The 17,567-nt window shown below is 71.4% G+C and carries 14 protein-coding genes; 7 read left to right on the top strand and 7 right to left on the bottom strand.

Annotation, left to right across the window (positions count from 1 at the left end; translation table 11 throughout):
• Nucleotides 1–153: 153 nt before the first annotated feature.
• Nucleotides 154–1,389 carry a M20 family metallopeptidase gene (locus tag IO33_RS0113210; RefSeq protein ID WP_031164057.1) on the bottom strand — a complete coding sequence of 412 codons (1,236 nt, stop codon included), beginning with the start codon at nucleotides 1,387–1,389 and terminating at the stop codon, nucleotides 154–156.
• Nucleotides 1,390–1,623: 234 nt separating this feature from the next.
• Between IO33_RS0113210 and IO33_RS0113215 the strand changes: the two genes are divergently transcribed.
• Both IO33_RS0113215 and IO33_RS0113220 read left to right on the top strand, forming a co-directional pair.
• A complete protein-coding gene (locus IO33_RS0113215) occupies nucleotides 1,624–2,277 on the top strand; it encodes a class I SAM-dependent DNA methyltransferase (protein ID WP_031164059.1) in 654 nt (217 codons plus the stop codon).
• Nucleotides 2,278–2,415: 138 nt separating this feature from the next.
• Entirely contained in the window at nucleotides 2,416–2,868 is a 453-nt protein-coding gene (locus IO33_RS0113220; RefSeq protein WP_031164061.1) for an iron chaperone, read from the top strand.
• Between the two features lie 255 nt (nucleotides 2,869–3,123).
• On the opposite strand, the gene IO33_RS0113230 is transcribed toward IO33_RS0113220, so the two are convergent.
• Genes IO33_RS0113230 through IO33_RS0113245 form a run of 4 tightly spaced genes read right to left on the bottom strand, consistent with a single transcriptional unit; the run spans nucleotide 3,124 to nucleotide 7,880 of the window.
• Nucleotides 3,124–4,296: a hypothetical protein gene (locus tag IO33_RS0113230; RefSeq protein WP_031164064.1), complete on the bottom strand. Its 1,173-nt coding sequence runs from the start codon at nucleotides 4,294–4,296 to the stop codon at nucleotides 3,124–3,126.
• A gap of 35 nt (nucleotides 4,297–4,331) precedes the next feature.
• Entirely contained in the window at nucleotides 4,332–5,270 is a 939-nt protein-coding gene (locus IO33_RS0113235) for an N-acetylneuraminate synthase family protein (protein ID WP_031164066.1), read from the bottom strand.
• A 13-nt stretch (nucleotides 5,271–5,283) separates the two neighbouring features.
• Nucleotides 5,284–6,513 (bottom strand): N-acylneuraminate cytidylyltransferase, encoded by a 1,230-nt coding sequence (locus tag IO33_RS0113240; protein WP_031164068.1) that lies wholly within the window; start codon nucleotides 6,511–6,513, stop codon nucleotides 5,284–5,286.
• A 29-nt stretch (nucleotides 6,514–6,542) separates the two neighbouring features.
• Nucleotides 6,543–7,880, bottom strand: a complete 1,338-nt coding sequence (locus IO33_RS0113245) for a DUF6716 putative glycosyltransferase (RefSeq protein ID WP_031164070.1) — start codon at nucleotides 7,878–7,880, stop codon at nucleotides 6,543–6,545.
• A 198-nt stretch (nucleotides 7,881–8,078) separates the two neighbouring features.
• Here IO33_RS0113245 and IO33_RS0113250 point away from each other — a divergent pair, with 198 nt between their 5' ends.
• The 3 genes from IO33_RS0113250 to IO33_RS0113260 all read left to right on the top strand — a co-directional run bounded on the left by IO33_RS0113250 (nucleotide 8,079) and on the right by IO33_RS0113260 (nucleotide 11,664).
• A complete protein-coding gene (locus IO33_RS0113250) occupies nucleotides 8,079–9,056 on the top strand; it encodes a glycosyltransferase family 2 protein (RefSeq protein ID WP_031164072.1) in 978 nt (325 codons plus the stop codon).
• The gene (locus IO33_RS0113255) at nucleotides 9,053–10,387 is read left to right on the top strand and encodes an alpha-2,8-polysialyltransferase family protein (protein WP_031164074.1); all 1,335 of its coding nucleotides are present in this window, start codon (nucleotides 9,053–9,055) and stop codon (nucleotides 10,385–10,387) included. The genes IO33_RS0113250 and IO33_RS0113255 overlap by 4 nt, the downstream gene beginning before the upstream one ends.
• Nucleotides 10,388–10,533: 146 nt before the next feature.
• Nucleotides 10,534–11,664 carry an acyltransferase family protein gene (locus tag IO33_RS0113260; protein WP_209438848.1) on the top strand — a complete coding sequence of 377 codons (1,131 nt, stop codon included), beginning with the start codon at nucleotides 10,534–10,536 and terminating at the stop codon, nucleotides 11,662–11,664.
• Here IO33_RS0113260 and IO33_RS0113265 read toward each other — a convergent pair.
• Nucleotides 11,657–12,307 carry a TetR/AcrR family transcriptional regulator C-terminal domain-containing protein gene (locus IO33_RS0113265; protein WP_031164079.1) on the bottom strand — a complete coding sequence of 217 codons (651 nt, stop codon included), beginning with the start codon at nucleotides 12,305–12,307 and terminating at the stop codon, nucleotides 11,657–11,659. The two genes, IO33_RS0113260 and IO33_RS0113265, sit on opposite strands and share 8 nt — an antisense overlap.
• Nucleotides 12,308–12,378: 71 nt before the next feature.
• On the opposite strand from IO33_RS0113265, the gene IO33_RS0113270 reads away from it, so the two are divergent.
• On the top strand, nucleotides 12,379–13,749 hold the full coding sequence (locus tag IO33_RS0113270; protein ID WP_031164081.1) for an FAD-dependent monooxygenase: 1,371 nt from the start codon (nucleotides 12,379–12,381) through the stop codon (nucleotides 13,747–13,749).
• Between the two features lie 35 nt (nucleotides 13,750–13,784).
• Here IO33_RS0113270 and leuE read toward each other — a convergent pair whose 3' ends face one another.
• Nucleotides 13,785–14,438 (bottom strand): leucine efflux protein LeuE, encoded by a 654-nt coding sequence (gene leuE / locus IO33_RS0113275; protein WP_031164083.1) that lies wholly within the window; start codon nucleotides 14,436–14,438, stop codon nucleotides 13,785–13,787.
• A 137-nt stretch (nucleotides 14,439–14,575) separates the two neighbouring features.
• Between leuE and IO33_RS0113280 the strand changes: the two genes are divergently transcribed.
• The gene (locus IO33_RS0113280; RefSeq protein ID WP_051926645.1) at nucleotides 14,576–17,566 is read left to right on the top strand and encodes a COR domain-containing protein; all 2,991 of its coding nucleotides are present in this window, start codon (nucleotides 14,576–14,578) and stop codon (nucleotides 17,564–17,566) included.
• Nucleotide 17,567 lies beyond the last annotated feature (1 nt).

Here is a 17,567-nt window from a genome sequence, read left to right on the forward strand (position 1 = left end):
CTCGAAGCCGTTATCGATTCGAGGCAAACAGCATCTGAACTCGCGCTCTCAGCCCTCTCATGCCGTTGTTGCGCACCGTGTGCGAATGGCTTGCGAGCGTGTTGCGCCGCCCAGGGGAACGGCCCCCGGGGTCCGCCTCCGGGGGCCGCCCGCTCAGCCCTGTACCCCGTTCGGCTCCAGGAAGGCCGCCGCCGTGAACATCTCCACGCCGACCGTGATCGCGTGCTCGTCGGCGTCGAAGTCGCCCTGGTGGAGATCGCGCACCGTGCGCTCGCCGGGCCGGCGCACCCCGAGGCGGGCCATGGCGCCGGGCACGTGCTCCAGGTACCAGGAGAAGTCCTCGCCGCCGAGGCTCTGCTCGGTGCTCTCCACGGCGTCCCGGCCGCGCCGCGCGACCATGGCCCGGCGCAGCAGCTCGGTGGACTCGCGGTCGTTGACGACCGGCGGTACGCCGCGCACGTAGGTGATCTCGGACTTGGCCCGGTGCAGGGTGGCGACCTCGTCGATGGCCGCGTGCACGAGGTCGGGGGCGTCCCGCCAGGCCTCCAGGTCCAGGCAGCGCACGGTTCCGGACAGCTCGGCGTGCTGCGGGATCACGTTCGGAGCGTGGCCGGACTCGATACGGCCCCAGGTGAGGGCGAGGCCCGCCCGGGTGTCGACGCGGCGGGCGATCAGCGCGGGCACGTCGACGGCGACGCGGGCGGCGGCCGTGACGAGATCGGTGGTCAGATGCGGCCGGGCGGTGTGCCCGCCGGCCCCGTCGAGGGCGATCTCCAGCCGGTCACAGGCGCTGGTGATCGCGCCGTGCCGCAGACCGATCTTCCCGGCGTCCACCCGGGGGTCGCAGTGCACGGCGAGGATCCGCCCGACCCCTTTCAGCACCCCCTCCTCGATGGCGTCCAGGGCTCCTCCGGGCAGCACCTCCTCGGCGGGCTGGAAGACCAGCCGCACCGGCCGGGGCAGCAGCCCCTTGGCGTGCAGGTCGGCGAGGACCAGGCCCGTGCCGAGTACGACGGTCGTATGGACGTCATGGCCACAGGCGTGCGCCCGGTCGGGCACGGTCGACCGGTACGGGCAGTCGGCCTTGGTGTCCGGGATGGGCAGGGCGTCGATGTCCGCGCGCAACGCGAGCAGCGGGAGGGACGACCGCTCACCCTCCGCAAGCCCGATGTCACACACGAGTCCGGTCCCCTTGGCGAGCACCCGTGGGCGAAGCCCCGCCTGCTCCAGCCGCTCCTTGATCGCGGCGGTCGTACGGAACTCCTGATTGCCCAGCTCAGGGTGCATGTGCAAGTCGCGACGGAAGGCGACGAGTTCGGCGTGCAGGGCTTCGCTCAGCACGCCGGGGAGCACATCCCCCGCGAGGCCGGCCTCGGACTCTAGGGACATCAATTGCTTCACCCTCTGAAGGGTAGGACGCCCGACCGGTCAACTACCCCTCGATCAACAAAAGTTCAGCCCGTTAGGGGAAGAAAATCTGACCGGCGGACGCATGGCGGCGGACTCTGAGGGGTAAAACCTTTGTTTCCTCCTTCCACGGATACCATGCCTTGGCGCAGTCACGCTCGCCATGTCCACGAACCGGACCCCAGCGCGGCCCGCGTCCCGCTAGGGTCCGCACACGTGACCGACGCGACCGAGCGCTTCCTCCAGACGACCCGCTCCTCCTACGACACGATCGCCAAGGACTACGCGGCCCAGTTCCCGGCCGGTGACTGGCATCCGCTGGACCGCACCCTGATCAGCACCTTCGCCGAGCTGGTCGGGCGAGCCGGTACGGCGCCGGTCGCCGACCTGGGCAGCGGGCCCGGCCACGTCACCGCGCTCCTGGACGAGCTGGGGGTCCCGGCCTTCGGCGTCGACCTCTCCCCCGCCATGGTGAGGCTGGCCCGCGAGACCTACCCACGGCTGCGCTTCCACATCGGCTCCATGACGGCCCTGGACCTGCCGGACGCCACCCTGGGCGGCATCCTCGCCCTGTACTCGACGATCCATGTCCCCGACGACCACCTGCCGGCGGTCTTCGCGGAATTCCACCGCACCCTGCTCCCCGGCGGCCACGCCCTCCTCGCCTTCCAGACCACCCCGGAACCCGGCCGCCTGCACCTGCCGGAACGGTTCGGCCACACGATCGACCTCGACTACTACTGGCGCACGCCGGACCAGGTCACCGGCCTGCTCACCGAGGCGGGCCTGGAGCTGGTGGCGACGGTACGCCGGGAGACGTCCGGGGAGGAGAAGTGGCCACGGGCGTTCGTGCTGGTCCGGAAGCCGTAGCCGGAGGGCCGGAAGAGGGCGGTGGCGGACTGCTTCATTCCTCCTGCCGTGGTCGGTGACCCCGGCTAGGGTCCGATTCCAAGATCCGTGCAGCGACGATCGAGCGAGATCCGAGCGAGATCCGAGGGGGAATCTGCCATGGCCGGTGCCGACAGCGGTGCGTACGAGGGATTCACGGCCGAGGAGCGGGCCGCGATGAAGGAGCACGCCCGGGGGCTGAAGACGGCGGCCCGCCGCAGCTCACCCGCCGAGAAGGCGGCGCAGGCGGAGCAGGACGTGCTCGCGAAGATCGCCGAGATGCAGGACTCGGACCGGATCATGGCCGAGCGCGTCCACGCCGTGATCACCTCGACGGCCCCGGATCTCGCGCCGAAGCTCTGGTACGGGATGCCCGCGTACGCGCTGGGCGGCAAGGTCGTCTGCTTCTTCCAGAGCGCGGAGAAGTTCAAGTCGCGCTACGCCACGCTCGGCTTCAGCGACCAGGCGAAGCTGGACGAGGGCACGATGTGGGCGGCCGGTTTCGCCCTGACCGAGGTGACGCCCGAGGCGGAGGAGCAGATCGCGGCACTGGTGAAGCGCGCGGTGAGCTGAGCCACGCACCGGCCCGGCGGCCACGTGCTCACTCCGTGTCGAACAGCTCCGTCACGGCCTCGGCGCGCACGGCCCGCTGGGCCCCTGCCTTCTTCACGTACCTGTTCCGCCAGCGGGTGCAGTACGGCGGGAGCCTTCGGTCCACGTCCGTGTGGCATGGCCGAGAGGACCGCACTCCGCCCGTGCCCCGCAGTACGGCTGAGACGTTTGATGAACAAGCGGGCCTCGGCAGGCCCTCCTTTGAGAGACAGCCTCTTAGGCCAGGCTTGTCATGGTCGTCAGGCGGTGGATGTCGCGGGCCGTGCCCGTCACGCCGGACAGGAAGCCCTGGGCGCGGGGGGAGGCCTTCTCCGTGAGCCAGGTGGGGTCGATGTCGCAGACGGCGACGCGGACGCCGGTGCCGGTCAGGGCCAGCGGCAGGGTGTGGACGACCGTCGACGGGAAGCTGAGGATCGTACGGCCGATCGGGCCCCGCCGCGCGATCAGCTCCAGGGGGAGGTCCGGGCGCACTATCTCCAGGCCCGTCTCGACGGCCAGGCGGTGGAGTTTGTCCGTGCTCTCGCGGCGGTGGGCGAAGTAGCGGGTCGCGCCGTGCGCCTTGGCCAGGTTGCGGACGGCGTCCAGGTAGCGGTCACCGTCCACGACCCCCGTCTCCACGAGGGACGTGCCGACCATGTCCGCGCCCCTGGTGATGCGCGGCGGCCCGAAGCGGGCGCGGGTCCAGGAGAAGTCGTTGGCCGTGACCCGCACTCCTTCCGGTGTCTCCGTCACCGGCATGGAGGAGAAGACCTCGACCCGGCGGCGGGCGTTCGGCGTCAGACGGCGGCGGGCCGAGGAGGACACCGGGGCGAAGAGCAGGTCGCGCGCCCCGGGACGGCCGCCCTTGCGGTGCCAGCGGACCAGCCGTTCACCCCGGGCCAGTTGGGCGACGAACTCCATCGTCGCCGTGCCGTCGTCCACCACGACCAGGTCACGGGCCCGGGTGATGGTCAGCAGCAGTTGGACGTAGCGGGAGAACGGGTCTCCCATGACGATGCGGTCCGCACGCCGCAGGGCGCCGGCGAGGCCGCCGATCGTCTGGAAGGGGGCCGCCGGGCCGCCCCGCGCCTCCTGCCAGCGCACCCGGTACCCCTCGTCCCGGGCCAGGTCCGCCATGCGGCGCAGCTGGCCCCGGGTCATGGGGTCGGTCGGGGCCAGGACGACGACCGTGAGTTCCGCGCCGGCCGGCGACGGGTCGTCGCCGGCCACCGTCCGCCGTACCTGCGCCGGCACGGACGGAAGCGGGTCCGTGCCGGGCAACGGGTCCGGGTCCGTGCCCCGCAGCCCCTGCAGATGCGCCCACTCCAGCACGTTCAGCAGCTGGACCGGGCTCTCCACGAAGGCGAGCGTGCGAGGAGGGTGGCCGGCGTGACCGGCGCGGGGGCTCATCGGCGTACGACCGTCCCGTCGTAAGTGAACTGGATTCACACCGAGACCGGCTCGCCGGCCGCCGCGGCGATCTCCGCCTCGGCGACGACGCCGGCGACGCGGCGCAGCTTCTTCATCGGGCCGAGCTCGGAGTCGTAGACCTTCTTGACGCCGTCACCGAGGGAGGCCTCGATGGTGCGGATGTCGCGGACCAGGCGCGTGAGGCCCTGCGGCTCGACGGAGGCGGCCTGGTCGGAGCCCCACATCGCGCGGTCGAGGGTGATGTGGCGCTCGACGAAGGTCGCCCCGAGCGCGACCGCGGCGAGGGTGGTCTGCAGGCCCGTCTCGTGGCCGGAGTAGCCGATCGGGACGTTCGGGTACTCCTTCTCCAGCGTGTTGATCACGCGGAGGTTCAGCTCGTCGGCCTTCGCCGGGTAGGTGGAGGTGGCGTGGCACATGAGGATGTTGTCCGAGCCCAGGACCTCGACCGCGTGGCGGATCTGCTTCGGGGTGGACATGCCGGTGGAGAGGATGACCGAGCGGCCCGTGGCGCGCAGGGCGCGGAGCAGCTCGTCGTCGGTCAGGGACGCGGAGGCCACCTTGTGGGCGGGGACGTCGAACTTCTCCAGGAAGGCGACGGCCTCGGTGTCCCACGGGGAGGCGAACCAGGCGATCCCCTTCTCCTTGCAGTACTCGTCGATCTGGCGGTACTCGTCCTCACCGAACTCCACGCGGTGGCGGTAGTCGATGTAGGTCATCCGGCCCCAGGGGGTGTCGCGCTCGATGTCCCACTGGTCACGCGGGGTGCAGATCTCCGGGGTGCGCTTCTGGAACTTGACCGCGTCGCAGCCGGCCTCGGCGGCCACGTCGATCAGCTTGAACGCGTTCTCCAGCTCACCGTTGTGGTTGATGCCGATCTCGCCGCAGATGTAGACGGGACGGCCGGGGCCGACCTCGCGCGAACCGAACGTACGGATGCGGGAGTTGCTGCTCATGGGGGAGATTTCCTTACTTGGGGAGGGAATCGAGAGAGGGGCCGAGGATCCAGCTGGCGATCTCTCGGATCGCGCCGTCACCGCCGGGGACCGTGGTGACCGCGCGTGCGGCGCCGCGTACGACGTCGTGGGCGCTCGCGACCGCCACCGGCCAGCCCACGAGGGCGAAGCAGGGCAGGTCGTTGACGTCGTTGCCGACGTAGAGCACGCGCTCCGGCGCGATGCCCTGCTCCTCGCACCACTGCTTGAGCGCGAGGTCCTTGCGGTCGATGCCGTGCAGCACGGGAAGCTTCAGCTTCCGGGCGCGGGCGGCGACCACAGGGTTCTGTTCCGTGGACAGGATCAGCATCTTCAGGCCGCTCCTGCGGAGGGCCGCGATGCCGAGGCCGTCGCCTCGGTGCACGGAGACGAACTCCCGTCCGTCGGAGTCGATCAGCACCCGGTCGTCGGTCTGGGTGCCGTCGAAGTCGAGGACTACGGCGTCGATGTCGTCGTAGGTGGGCAGCGAACCGGGGCGGTCCGCGTCGAAGAGGGGGGCCAGCGCGCGGGCGCGGGCCAGGTCGTGCGGGTCGTCGATCTCCAGGACCCGGGCGGGGTCGGTGCGGACGAGTTCCGTACGGCCGAAGAAGCGGTGCTGGTGCTTGCGGAAGCCCGTCGCGTCCATCGCGTAGGCGGCGCCGGTCTCCAGGAAGTCCTGGGGGCGGTCCTGGCGGCGGGGGCGGAAGGACTTGTCGTGGTTGACGCCCACCCCGTCCTCGGCCCCGGCGTCGGCCTCGCGCCAGACGAAGCCGTGGAAGGGGGCCACGGTCACCGCCGTGTCCGCGCCGTTCTCCACGACCGCGCCGGCCACCCCGTCGATGTCCTCGCGGACGATGAAGGGGCTGGTGCACTGCACGAGCAGGACCGCGTCGACCGCCGCGCCGTGCAGCGCCTCGTGGGCGTCCATGGCGTGCAGGACCGCGGCCTCGGAGGTGGCGGTGTCCCCGGCGATGGCGGCGGGGCGCAGCACGACCTCGGCGCCGGCCTCCCGGGCGGCGGCGGCGATGGCCTGGTCGTCGGTGGAGACGACGACGTCGGTCACCAGCCGGGTCGCCCGGCACTCGCGCACCGCGCGCGCCACCAGCGGGACACCGCCGACGGGCGCGAGGTTCTTCGCGGGCACGCCCTTGGAGCCGCCGCGGGCGGGGATCACCGCGAGCACCCGGCGCACCGCAGCGCCTGGGCCCGCTTCCGGGTTGGACATGGGGTCTCCTTGGATGGTCCCTTGGAAGGTCACAGCTCGCCCATCCGCCGGATCACCGGGGCGACCCGCTGCACGCCGTGGCGGTAGGCGCCACGCGCCGCGCGGCGCACGATCTGGCGGACCGGTCCGGGCTCCTTGTCGGCGGCGGGCGCGCCGGGCAGCGGCACGCCGTCGGGGCCGAGGTGGTGCCGGGCGAGGATGCCGGGCAGATAGCCGGGCGCGGTCTCGGGGGTGTAGTAGGGGTTCAGGGGCGGCAGGCCGCCGGGGCGGTCCAGCAGCTTGGCGATGCGCTCGCGGGCGGTGTCGAACGCGGTCTCGTAGGTGCCGTCGGCGGCCACGCCCTGCCGGGCCACCCACTCCTCGTCGGCCACCGGCCGGTGCCCGGCATCCAGCTGGTCCCAGGAGGCGAGGCAGCCGGAGCCGGTGAAGTGGTGGTTGCCGAGCACCTCGCGTACGCCCAGGTCGGTCAGGACCACCGTGGGGATACGACGGTGCAGGGCCTCCAAGGCGGCCGTGGAGCTGACGGTGACGAGCAGGTCGGTACGGTCCAGGACCTCACCCATGTGGCCGTAGACCAGGCGGAAGTTGGCGGGCAGGTGCCTGCCCTGCGCCAGCTTCTGGTACGGCAGCTCCTCGATGTGGGTGGTGTGCTCGCCCGGCTTGGAGCGCAGCTTCAGCAGCACCTCGCGCTCGGGGTGCCTGCGGGCGTGCTCGATGAGCCGGTTGAGCAGGTACGTACGGTCCTTGCGGCTGTCCGGGACGGACGGCTGGGCGGCGAACACCACGGTGTAGGGCCTGCGCCCTTGCTTCGCAGACGGCTCGTGTTCACCGGCGTACGGCGCCCCGCCGAGGAAGGGCAGCGCGACCTCGGTGACCGAGGAGGCGTCGGCGCCCACGCCCTCGTACACGGCGCGGAAACGGTCCGCGTCATGGCGGGAGTTGGCGAGTACGAGGTCCGCGCCGTGCCGCAGCAGCAGCCCGTCGGCGAGCTTCTCGTAGACGACCCCGACGTAGCCGGTGACGACGACGGGACGCTTGCCGGCGCCCGCCCAGACGGCGCGCAGCCCGTGCAGCATCGCCTGGACCCCGCCGCCGACCAGCGCCAGGACGAGGACGTCGTACGACGCCTCGTCCATGGCGCGCAGGAACTCGACGCCGGTGACCTCACGCAGGGAGTCCGCCCGGACGCCGACCTCCGTGAGCTGGCGGGCGGTGGGGGTGGCGCGTCCCCGCAGGAGGTAGCCGTCGAGCCGGATCTCGGCGTCGGCGGGGGCGAGGCGCTGCGCGGTGAGCGCGCCCCACTTCCACCGGGTGTCGGAATCGGCGAGGACGGCGACCCGCAGGGACTTCGTAGCACTTGCTGGCACGCCGAAGACGCTAGGAAGCCATTCCGAGGTTCCGCCCAACCGGAATGCAACAAACGGTTAACAGCACATCGCCGAATGGCGAATCAGGGCGCGAAGGCGCGCGGAAAAAGCCTGGTTCACAGCTTCGCCACGTGCCGTTCACCCAGCATCAAGCAGACGGTCAAGACGAATGACGGGCTTCGCCCTAACGTCCCTGACGTGGTCAAGCTCTCCGTCATCGTGCCGTTCTACAACGTGCAGCAATACGCGCCCGACACGCTCAGGAGCCTGAAGGCGAACGCGCGTGAGGACTTCGAATTCATTCTCGTCGACGACTGTTCCCGCGACGAGACACCAGAGATTCTCGCGCGCGCGGAGCGCGAGCTGCCCGGGGCCGTCTACGTCCGGCACGAGCAGAACGGAGGGCTGGCGACCGCCCGCAACACCGGTATCGACCGGGCGCGCGGCACGTACCTGACCTTCCTGGACGGCGACGACTGGCTCGCCCCCGGCTACTTCGCGCAAGCGGTCGCGGCCATGGAGGAGCTGGGTTGCGACTTCATCCGCACCGACCATGTGCAGTGCACCGCGCGGTCGCGCTCGGTGAACCGGGTGCCGGTCGGCCGGCGCGACGTGGTGATGGACCCGCGGGAGGCGATCCTGCCCGCCGACCGGTCGACGTCCGTGGACTACGCGTACGCGTGGGCGGGCCTCTACCACCGCCGGCTGGTGGACAAGGGGCTTCTGCACTTCACCGACGGGCTGCGCACCGCCGAGGACCGGCCGTGGATCTGGAAGCTGCACCGGGAGGCGGACTCCTTCGCCGCGGTGAGTCTGCTCGGCGTGTTCTACCGGCGCGGGGTCGCCTCCTCGCTCACCCAGATCGGTGATGTCCGGCAGCTCGATTTCATCCGCGCGTTCGATCAGGTGGTCGCGGAAACCGCGCAGGACCGGGACGCCGACCAGCTGTTGCCGAAGGCCGTCCGTACCTATTGCGCCATCATTTCCCATCATCTGGGATCCATCGAAAGGTTCGAGCCCGCGGTGGCGAAGAAACTGAAATCCATGAGTGCCGCGGCCCTGCGGCGCATGCCGCAGGACGTGCTGGACGAGGCGCTGGACTCCATGGACCTCCAGCGCGCCACCAAGCTGCGCCGGCTGCGCCGCCGTCCCGCTCCCGCGGGGGCCGCCGCGTGACCACCCAGATCTTCCAGGCGTCGACGCTGTACGGCACGGCCACGCTTGCCGCCGCCCTGGACTCCGGCTGCTTCCGCCCGGCCGACCGGCGGATCCTGCTGGTCTGCAACAACGCGGCCACGCCCGAGACCACGGCCCCGCTGGACGAGGCGCCCGGCTTCGAGAAGCTGCGCGACCGCTTCGACGACGTGATCTCGTACAACGAGACGATCTTCCCGTTCCATCCGGGCGGCTGGACGCCCCGCGGGGACGATCTGCCGCTCTGGGAGCGTTTCCTGCGCCACGAGTGGCGGCTGGGCGACGACGACGTGGCGTTGGCGGTCGAGTCGATCCAGGTCAACCCGTCCCTGGCGCTCGCGCAGATCTTCACCGGCGCCCCGGTGACGGTCTACGCCGACGGCCTGATGAGCTACGGCCCCACCCGCAACAAGATCGACCCGCTGGTCGGCACCCGCGTGGACCGGGTGCTGCACCTGGACCTGGTGCCGGGCCTGAAGCCGCTGCTGCTCACCGAGTTCGGCGTGCCCGGCGAGACCGTGCCGACGGCCGCCTTCACCAAGGTGCTCGCCGAACTCGCCCCCAGCGGAGACGGGTTGCCTCGGATCGAGGAGCCCGCGCTGCTGCTCGGCCAGTACCTGTCGGCACTGGACATCCTCACCGCCGAGCAGGAGGAGAACCTGCATGTGCGGATGCTGAAGGGCGCGGCGGCGCTCGGCCACACCCAGGTGGTGTTCAAGCCGCACCCGTCCGCGCCGGCCCGCTTCACCCGCCTGCTGGAGCGGGAGGCGGACCGGCTGGAGGTCGAGCTGACGGTGCTCGACACGCCGGTCCTCGCCGAGGTGCTGTACCAGCGGATGCGTCCCGCGCTGGTCGTCGGCTGCTTCTCCACCGCCCTGCTCACGGCGCGGGCGCTGTACGGCCTGCCGGTCGCCCGGATCGGCACCGAGGCGCTGCTGGAGCGGCTGACGCCGTACGAGAACAGCAACCGGGTCCCGGTGACCATCGCGGACGCGCTGCTGCCCGACCTCGGCGACCGTGCCGCGGTCACCGCGCAGCGCTCCGGCATGGACGTCGAGGCACTGGGCGCGCTGATCGGCGCGGTGGGCTTCGCGATGCAGCCGAAGATCTACCCGCGACTGCGCCCGCAGGCCGAGAGCTGGCTCGCACGGCACCTGAACCCGCACACCATGCGCTACTTCAAGCGCCGGCGGCTGTCCTCGCTGGCCCTGCCCGGCGGGGTGCCCGCCCAGCTGGCGTTCATCCCGCGCAACGCGACGGTCCGCCGGGTGGCCCGCAAGGCGCGCAGCCTGCGCAACTCCGTACGCCGGTGAGGACACGGCGGTGAGGCGGGGTGGGCCCGGCACGGGCCCACCCCCTCCCGTTCACCCGGATGTCAGCTCAACTACCCGCTTATGACGGCTACTTTCACACAAAATGATGAGGTGATCTATTTTCGTTCGGGTAGGCGCTGAACACCATGGCCGCTTCCTCCCCCGCCCTCGCCTCCGTTCCCGCACCGTCCGCCGCCGGAACGGCCCCCGCCTCCAGACCCCGAAGCCGTCTGCTCGCCCTGGACGGCCTGCGGCTCGTCGCCGCCCTGATGGTCTGTCTGTACCACTACACCGGTCGCGGTGGCCCGGTCTCCGCGTCCTGGCACGGCAGCCCGGACCACCTCTTCCCGACGCTGTCCCGGGCGGCCGTCTACGGCAACTTCGGTGTGCAGTTCTTCTTCGTCATCAGCGGTTTCGTGATCTGCATGAGCAGCTGGGGCCGCACCCTCGGTGACTTCTTCCGCTCCCGGGTCGCCCGCCTGTACCCCGCGTACTGGGTCGCGCTCGTCCTCGTCACCGGGGCGTCGCTGGCGCTGCCGGTGGTCGTCCACGCGGTCCGGCTGGACGAGTTCCTCGTCAACCTGACGATGCTGCAGCAGCCGATGGGCGCGACCCGGGTCCTGGGCGTGTGCTGGACACTCTGGGTCGAGGTCCGCTTCTACGTGCTGTTCGCGCTGCTGGTCGTCCTGCGCGGGGTGACCTACCGCCGGGTGATGCTGTTCGCCTGCGTGTGGACGACGGCGGCCGTGCTGTGCGCCTCGTCGCGCAACGACCTGCTGAACCAGGTGGTCATGCCCGAGTACGCGCCCTTCTTCGTCGGCGGTCTGGCGCTGTACCTGATCCACCGCTTCGGCAGCGACCTGCTCGCGTGGGGCATCGTCGCGATGTCCTGGCTGCTGGCCCAGAGCGAGGCCACCCGAGGGCTGTGGGGCCCGCACCCGCACCGGGACCCCTACGTCGTCATCCTGATCGTCACCGCCGCCTACGGGGCCGTCGCCGCCGTGGCCCTGGGCTGGACCCGGTGGGCGTCCTGGCCCTGGCTGGTCACGGCCGGCGCGCTGACGTACCCGTTCTACCTGGTCCACGAGCACCTGGGCTGGTTCGTCATCCGGGTGCTGCACCGGGGGCTCGGCCTGCCTGCCTGGGCGACGCTCGTGACCACCGTGCTCGGCATGCTCGTACTGGCCTGGCTGATCCACCGGTTCGTGGAGAGGCCGCTCGGGCCGCGGCTGAAGCGGGCCCTGAAGAAGACCCGCGGGCTCCCCGCCGTCAGCTGATCCCGTACCGCGCCCCGACGCCCGCTACCACCAGCGCCAGCCCCTCCTCGAACTGCTCGTCGTAGCCGTCGAAGAGCAGCGGTCCGGCCTGCGCGGCGAGCGGGTACCCGGCCATCCGCCGGGCGCGTTCCCCGACGTCGTACCCCTCCCGCCGCTCGCCCGGGAGGGGCTCGACGCCCTGCTCCTCGGTGACGAAGCCGATCGTGTACGCGCTCGCTGTACGGCCGGCGTGGACCGCCTGGGCGAGGGTGAAGCCGGCGTCCGTGAGCAGGCGCAGGTTCGCCTCCAGCGCCCCGGCGTGGTCCGTGCCCGTGAAGCGCGAGCCGCTGAACACCTTCGCCCCGTCCCGGTAGCCGAGCAGCGCGGCCCGCAGTGCGCGGTTCGTCTTCAGCAGCCGCTGCTGCCAGGTGTCGGCGGGATCGAGCGCGGCACCGGCGGCCATCCGCCGGTACATCTCGGTCGCCATCTCGTCCAGCAGCGCCTGCTTGTCCTTGAAGTGCCAGTACAGCGCGGGCGCCTTGACGTCCAGCTCCCTGGCGATGGCACGCAGGGTCAGGCCGTCCAGGCCGACCTCGTTCAGCAGGCGCAACGCGGTGTCGGCGACGCGCCGGCGGTCCAGGGGCGCGCGTTTCTCGGGGCTCACACTTGACAGCTTAACAGCGTTAAGGGCACGCTCAGGGCTGTCAGCACTTAACGACGTTAAGGGGAATCGTGATGGATGTCCTGATCGTGGGCGCAGGTCCGACCGGTCTGACCCTCGGCATCGACCTCGCCCGGCGCGGGGTGGACGCGCTGGTGGTGGAGCGGGCCGAGGGCCTGTTCCCCGGCTCGCGCGGCAAGGGGATCCAGCCGCGCACCCAGGAGGTCTTCGACGACCTGGGCGTGCGGGAGGCCATCCGGGCGGCAGGCGGCCCGTACCCGGCGCGGATGATCTGGAAGGACGGCGAGCGGATCGGCGAACAGCCGATGTTCGACGCGATCGAGGCGGACGAGGGCACCCCGTACACCGACCCGCTGATGGTCGCGCAGTGGCGCACCCAGGAGGTGCTGTACGCGCGGCTCACCGAGCTCGGCGGGAAGGTGGCCTTCGGCCACGAGGTGACCGGCCTCGAACAGGACGCGGACGGCGTGACCGTGCGGTGCGCCGACGGTACGGCCACCCGCGCCCGGTACGTCGTCGCGGCCGACGGCGGCCGGTCGGCCGTACGGCGCGCGCTGGGCGTCGGCATGGCCGGGGAGGCGGTCGACCCCGCGCCGTTCCTGGTGGCGGACGTACGGCTGAGGGGCCTGGACCGCGACCACTGGCACACCTTCCCGGGCGCCGACGGCACCGGCGTGGGGCTGTGCCCGCTCGCCGGCACGGACGACTTCCAGGTGCAGGCGCGCCTCGCGGAGGGCACCACGCCCGACCTGTCCCTGGACGGCATCCGGGCGCTGGTGGCCGCGTTCACGCACCTGGACGCGGGGGACGTCACGGAGCTGCGCTGGGCCTCCGACTTCCGGCCGCGCACCGGCCTCGCGGACCGGTTCCGGGCGGGCCGGGTCTTCCTGGCGGGCGACGCGGCGCACGTGCACTCCCCGGCCGGCGGGCAGGGCCTGAACACCAGCGTCCAGGACGCCTACAACCTGGGCTGGAAGCTGGGCGCGGTACTGCGCGGCGGGGCGCCGGAGGCGTTGCTGGACACCTACGAGGAGGAGCGCCGGGCGAACGCGGCGGCCATGCTGGACCTGTCGACGGGCGTGCACCGCGGCGAGGTCCGGCGCGGGAGGTCGACGGTGCAGCTGGGGCTGGGCTACCGGGAGTCGTCCCTCAGCGTGGAGACGCGTGAGAACCCGGCCGGCATCCGGGCGGGCGACCGCGCCCCCGACGGCACGGTGTCCGGCGTCCGCCTCTTCGACGCGTTCCGGGGCCCGCACTGGACCCTGCTGGGCGCACAGGCCCCTGCCCCCGGCGTGCGCGCGCTGCCGGCGGCCCCGCGGTCATACGGACCGGGCGTCTTCCTGATCCGCCCGGACGGGTACGTGGGCTGGGCGGGCACCTCGTCCGACGGGGTCGAGGCCTACCTGGCCGGGGTCGGCGGCTGACCCCGGCCTACGCACCGGGCACGGTGCGGCGGGCGCTACGCACTGGCCAGCGTCAGCTTCACGGCGAACCCCAGGAACAGCGCACCGGCCGCCGAGGTCGCCGTGGCCGCCAGCCTCCTGCGCCGCCGGAAAGCGGCGGCGAGCCGCGTCCCGCCGAATATCAGGGCGCTCAGGTACAGGAAGCTGGCCAGCTGGGCGAACGCGCCGAGGACGACGAAGGACAGGGCCGGCCAGGCGTAGTGGGGGTCGACGAACTGGACGAAGAAGGCGACGAAGAACAGGATCGCCTTCGGGTTGAAGAGGCTCACGACGAGCGCGCGCCGCAAGGGCCGCTCATCGCTGACCGCGGCGGCCCCGGCGGAGTCCTCCACGACCCTGTCCCGCCGCGTCCGCCACATCTGCCAGGCGGCCCGCAGCATGCCGACGGCGAGCCAGGTCAGATATCCGGCACCGGCGTACTTCACGATCCCGAACAGCACGGCGTCGGCCTTCAGCAGCGAGGCGACCCCCGCGGCGGACAGCGTCATCAGCACGGTGTCACCGCACCACACCCCGGCGGCGGCGGTGTACCCGGCCCGCACACCGCGCCGGGCGGCGACGGAGAGCACGTACAGCGAATTGGGACCGGGCAGCAGCACGATCAGGATCAGGCCCGCGAGGTAGGTGGGGAGGTCGATGACACCGAACATGCACAGGAGTGTCGCACGGACGGGCGAGTGGGCACGGATTCCCGGAATGTCCTGACCGCCGGGTGACGCGATCCCTACGCTGGACCCCAGGGGGCCGACGGAGTTCTCCAGGTCAAGTACAGGGCGGGGCACGGGAATTGACGTCTGCGGACAACGGCATCGACGAGGCGCGCACACGGATCGCGGAGTGCCGGAGGAAGGGGAGCACGACACTCGACCTCTCCGGGCTCGGACTGACAGCGGTGCCCGAGGAGGTGCGCGAGCTGACCCGCCTGATCCAGCTCGAAGTGCAGTCGAACAGGCTCCACGCGCTGCCCGAGTGGATCGGTGACCTCACCCGGCTCGAGTTCCTCTCGGCGGACCAAAACGCGCTCGTCGCCGTGCCCGAGTCGATCGGCAGACTCACCGAGCTCCGTGCGCTGGGCCTGGACTTCAACAAGCTGGTCGCGATACCGGACAGCCTCGGCAACCTGACCCGGCTGAGGGACTTGCGGCTCTACGGCAACCGCCTCTCCCACCTGCCCGAGACGCTCCGCAACCTCACCGAGCTCACCGTCCTCGCGCTCGGCGAGAACCAGCTCGAATCCCTGCCCGCCTGGTTCACGGACCTCACCAGCCTCGAGACGGTCTGGCTGAGCGTCAACTATCTGACCGCCCTCCCCGACGACATCGGCCGCCTTGTCAGGCTCCGGCGCCTGGAACTGAGCGCGAACAGCCTCAGCGAACTTCCCAGGAGCCTGGGCGCCCTCCGGGAACTGACCGTTCTGGGACTCCATGACAACCCCCTGACGAGCCCACCCCCCGAGGTGGTCGCCGCCGGTACTCAGGCAGTCGTCACCTTCCTCGCCGAGACCCAGGCCGACCCCGTCCGTCAGTGGTCGTCCAAGGTCGTCGTCGTCGGCGAGGGCCGCGTGGGCAAGACCTCGCTCCTGCGCGCCCTGCGCAATGAGGCCCACAACCCGAACGAGGACAGTACCCACGGGCTCACCGTCGGCACCCTGGACATGCCGCATCCGCATCCCCCCGCCGGGGAGGACGTGACCATGCGGCTGAGCACCTGGGACTTCGGCGGCCAGGAGATCTACCACGCCACCCACCAGTTCTTCCTCACCGACCGCTCGCTCTTCCTGCTGCTGTGGGACGCGCAGATCGGCTGGGAGGGCAGCAAGCTGCACTACTGGCTGGACATGATCAAGGCCAGGGCGCCGCAGGCCCCCGTGGTGCTGGTCGCCACGCATCTCGGCCCCCGGCCCCCGGACCTGCCCCTGGACGAGCTGCAGGAGACGTATCCGGGGCTGATCGTGGAGAGCCTCAGCGCGGACAGCGCGAGCGGTGTCGGTGTCGAGCAGGTGCGTGAGGTGATCCGCCAGCAGGTCGCCAGGCTCCCCCTGATGGGCGTGACCTGGCCGCGCACCTGGCTGCGGGCGGCGGACGCCGTACGGGCGGCCGTGAACAAGCACATCACGCCGGAAGGCCTGAACGAGCTGCTCGCGACGGCCGGGGTGCGCGAGCCCTCGCACCAGGCCTCGCTCACCGCCGCGCTGCACAGCCTCGGCGATCTCCTCTACTACCCGGACGACGAGGAACTGTGCGACCTCGTCGTCCTGCGCCCCCAGTGGCTGACGGCGTACATCAGCCGGGTGCTCGACTCCGAGGACGTCCTCAACGAGGGAGGCCTGTTCCACCACTCCTTCGGGGCCACGCTCTGGCAGGACGTCGAGCGGTCCATGCGGCGCCACCTCATCCGCATGATGGAGAACTTCGACCTCTCGTACCGGACCGAGGACCAGACCGCGAGCCTCGTGGTGGAACTGCTGCCCTGGAACCCGCCTCCGTACCAGGACGAGTGGAACTCCCCGGAGCGCCTCGGCCAGCGGGAGCTGCGGCTCCGGTACCGGCTGCACACGGTGCCCCCGGGCATCCCCACCTGGTTCATCGCCCGCGAGCACCGGTTCTCCACCCCCGTGCGCTGGCGTTCCGGGGCGCTGCTCAAGCATCCGGACGGGGTGCACGCCGCGCTGGTGACGGTGGACCGCCATGCGAAGACGGCGGAGTTGCGGGTGCGGGGCTCGTATCCGCACGACTTCTTCGCCGTGCTCAAGGACGGGTTCGAGCAGACCCTCCAGCGCTACCCCGGCCTGGACATCACCCGTCTCGTGCCCTGTCCGTACCGGTACCCGGACGGCCGCGCGTGCGCGCACGAGTTCCGGCACGAGCAGCTGCGGGCCCGGCTCGACCGCCGTCCTCCGCTGGAGACGATCGAGTGTCCGGAGCACCTGGAGAACGTCGAGGTCGCCTTCCTGCTGCAGGGCATCGAGCGGCCGGCCGCCGACCGGTCCGAACAGATGACGCGCCAGGTCCTGGAGCGGCTCGACCGGATGGAGATCATCGGGCAGCGCCGGCACGCCGAGGTACGGGACGGGATCGAGCAGGCCCGGGCCGAGGTGTCGGCGATGGTGGCCGAACAGCAGCGGGGCTTCCTCGCGCTGCTGCGCCGCGAACAGAGCCAGCAGGAGGCGATCTGCCCCAGCGTGATCTGGGTACGCCGGGTGTCGCGCCGTGCGGCGGGACACCGGTTGCGCCCCGGGGACGTCTTCCAGCTGCACCTGTGCTGCGAGGCGCCCGGCGAGTGGCACCTGCTGGAGGGAGCCGATCCGTACGAGCTGCCCGCGAACTCGAAGTTCACCAAGGTCGTGCTGCCGTACGTGCACCAGTCGCTCAAGGTGCTCAAGTACGTCGTCCCCGTCTTCGGCGCGGCCGTCGGAGCGGTGTCCGAGGATCTGAGCAAGGTGATGAAGGACGACCTGGAGCTGATGAAGGCGCTGCTCGACGCTCTTCCCGAGGAGACCCGCCGGCAGCTGAGCGACCGGGAGTCACGCTCCACCGTGCTGGCGACGGACCATGCCGAGTTCCGGCAGATGTACGCCCTGCTCAAGCAGCTCGATCCGGAGGAGCGCTGGGCCGGCCTGAACAAGGTCGTCACCCCCGAGGGCCCGACGTACTGGCTGTGCCGGGAACACGCGCGCTTCTACCAGCAGGGCGTACTGGGCGCGGGCACCGGGCACGAAGCCGTCACGCTGCCGTCCCAGCCGGGCGGCCCCGGCGCCCTGTCCCGGCGGCAGACCTGAG

It is taken from the genome of Streptomyces durhamensis, from assembly GCF_000725475.1.
Lineage (GTDB): Bacteria > Actinomycetota > Actinomycetes > Streptomycetales > Streptomycetaceae > Streptomyces > Streptomyces filipinensis.

What these genes read in the sequence shown, in the direction of transcription:
- IO33_RS0113210 (WP_031164057.1), bottom strand. Translation starts at nt 1,389, where the DNA reads ATGTCCCTAGAGTCCGAGGCCGGCCTCGCGGGGGATGTGCTCCCCGGC.
- IO33_RS0113220 (WP_031164061.1), top strand. Translation starts at nt 2,416, where the DNA reads ATGGCCGGTGCCGACAGCGGTGCGTACGAGGGATTCACGGCCGAGGAG.
- IO33_RS0113230 (WP_031164064.1), bottom strand. Translation starts at nt 4,296, where the DNA reads ATGAGCCCCCGCGCCGGTCACGCCGGCCACCCTCCTCGCACGCTCGCC.
- IO33_RS0113235 (WP_031164066.1), bottom strand. Translation starts at nt 5,270, where the DNA reads ATGAGCAGCAACTCCCGCATCCGTACGTTCGGTTCGCGCGAGGTCGGC.
- IO33_RS0113240 (WP_031164068.1), bottom strand. Translation starts at nt 6,513, where the DNA reads ATGTCCAACCCGGAAGCGGGCCCAGGCGCTGCGGTGCGCCGGGTGCTC.
- IO33_RS0113260 (WP_209438848.1), top strand. Translation starts at nt 10,534, where the DNA reads ATGGCCGCTTCCTCCCCCGCCCTCGCCTCCGTTCCCGCACCGTCCGCC.
- IO33_RS0113270 (WP_031164081.1), top strand. Translation starts at nt 12,379, where the DNA reads ATGGATGTCCTGATCGTGGGCGCAGGTCCGACCGGTCTGACCCTCGGC.
- leuE (WP_031164083.1), bottom strand. Translation starts at nt 14,438, where the DNA reads ATGTTCGGTGTCATCGACCTCCCCACCTACCTCGCGGGCCTGATCCTG.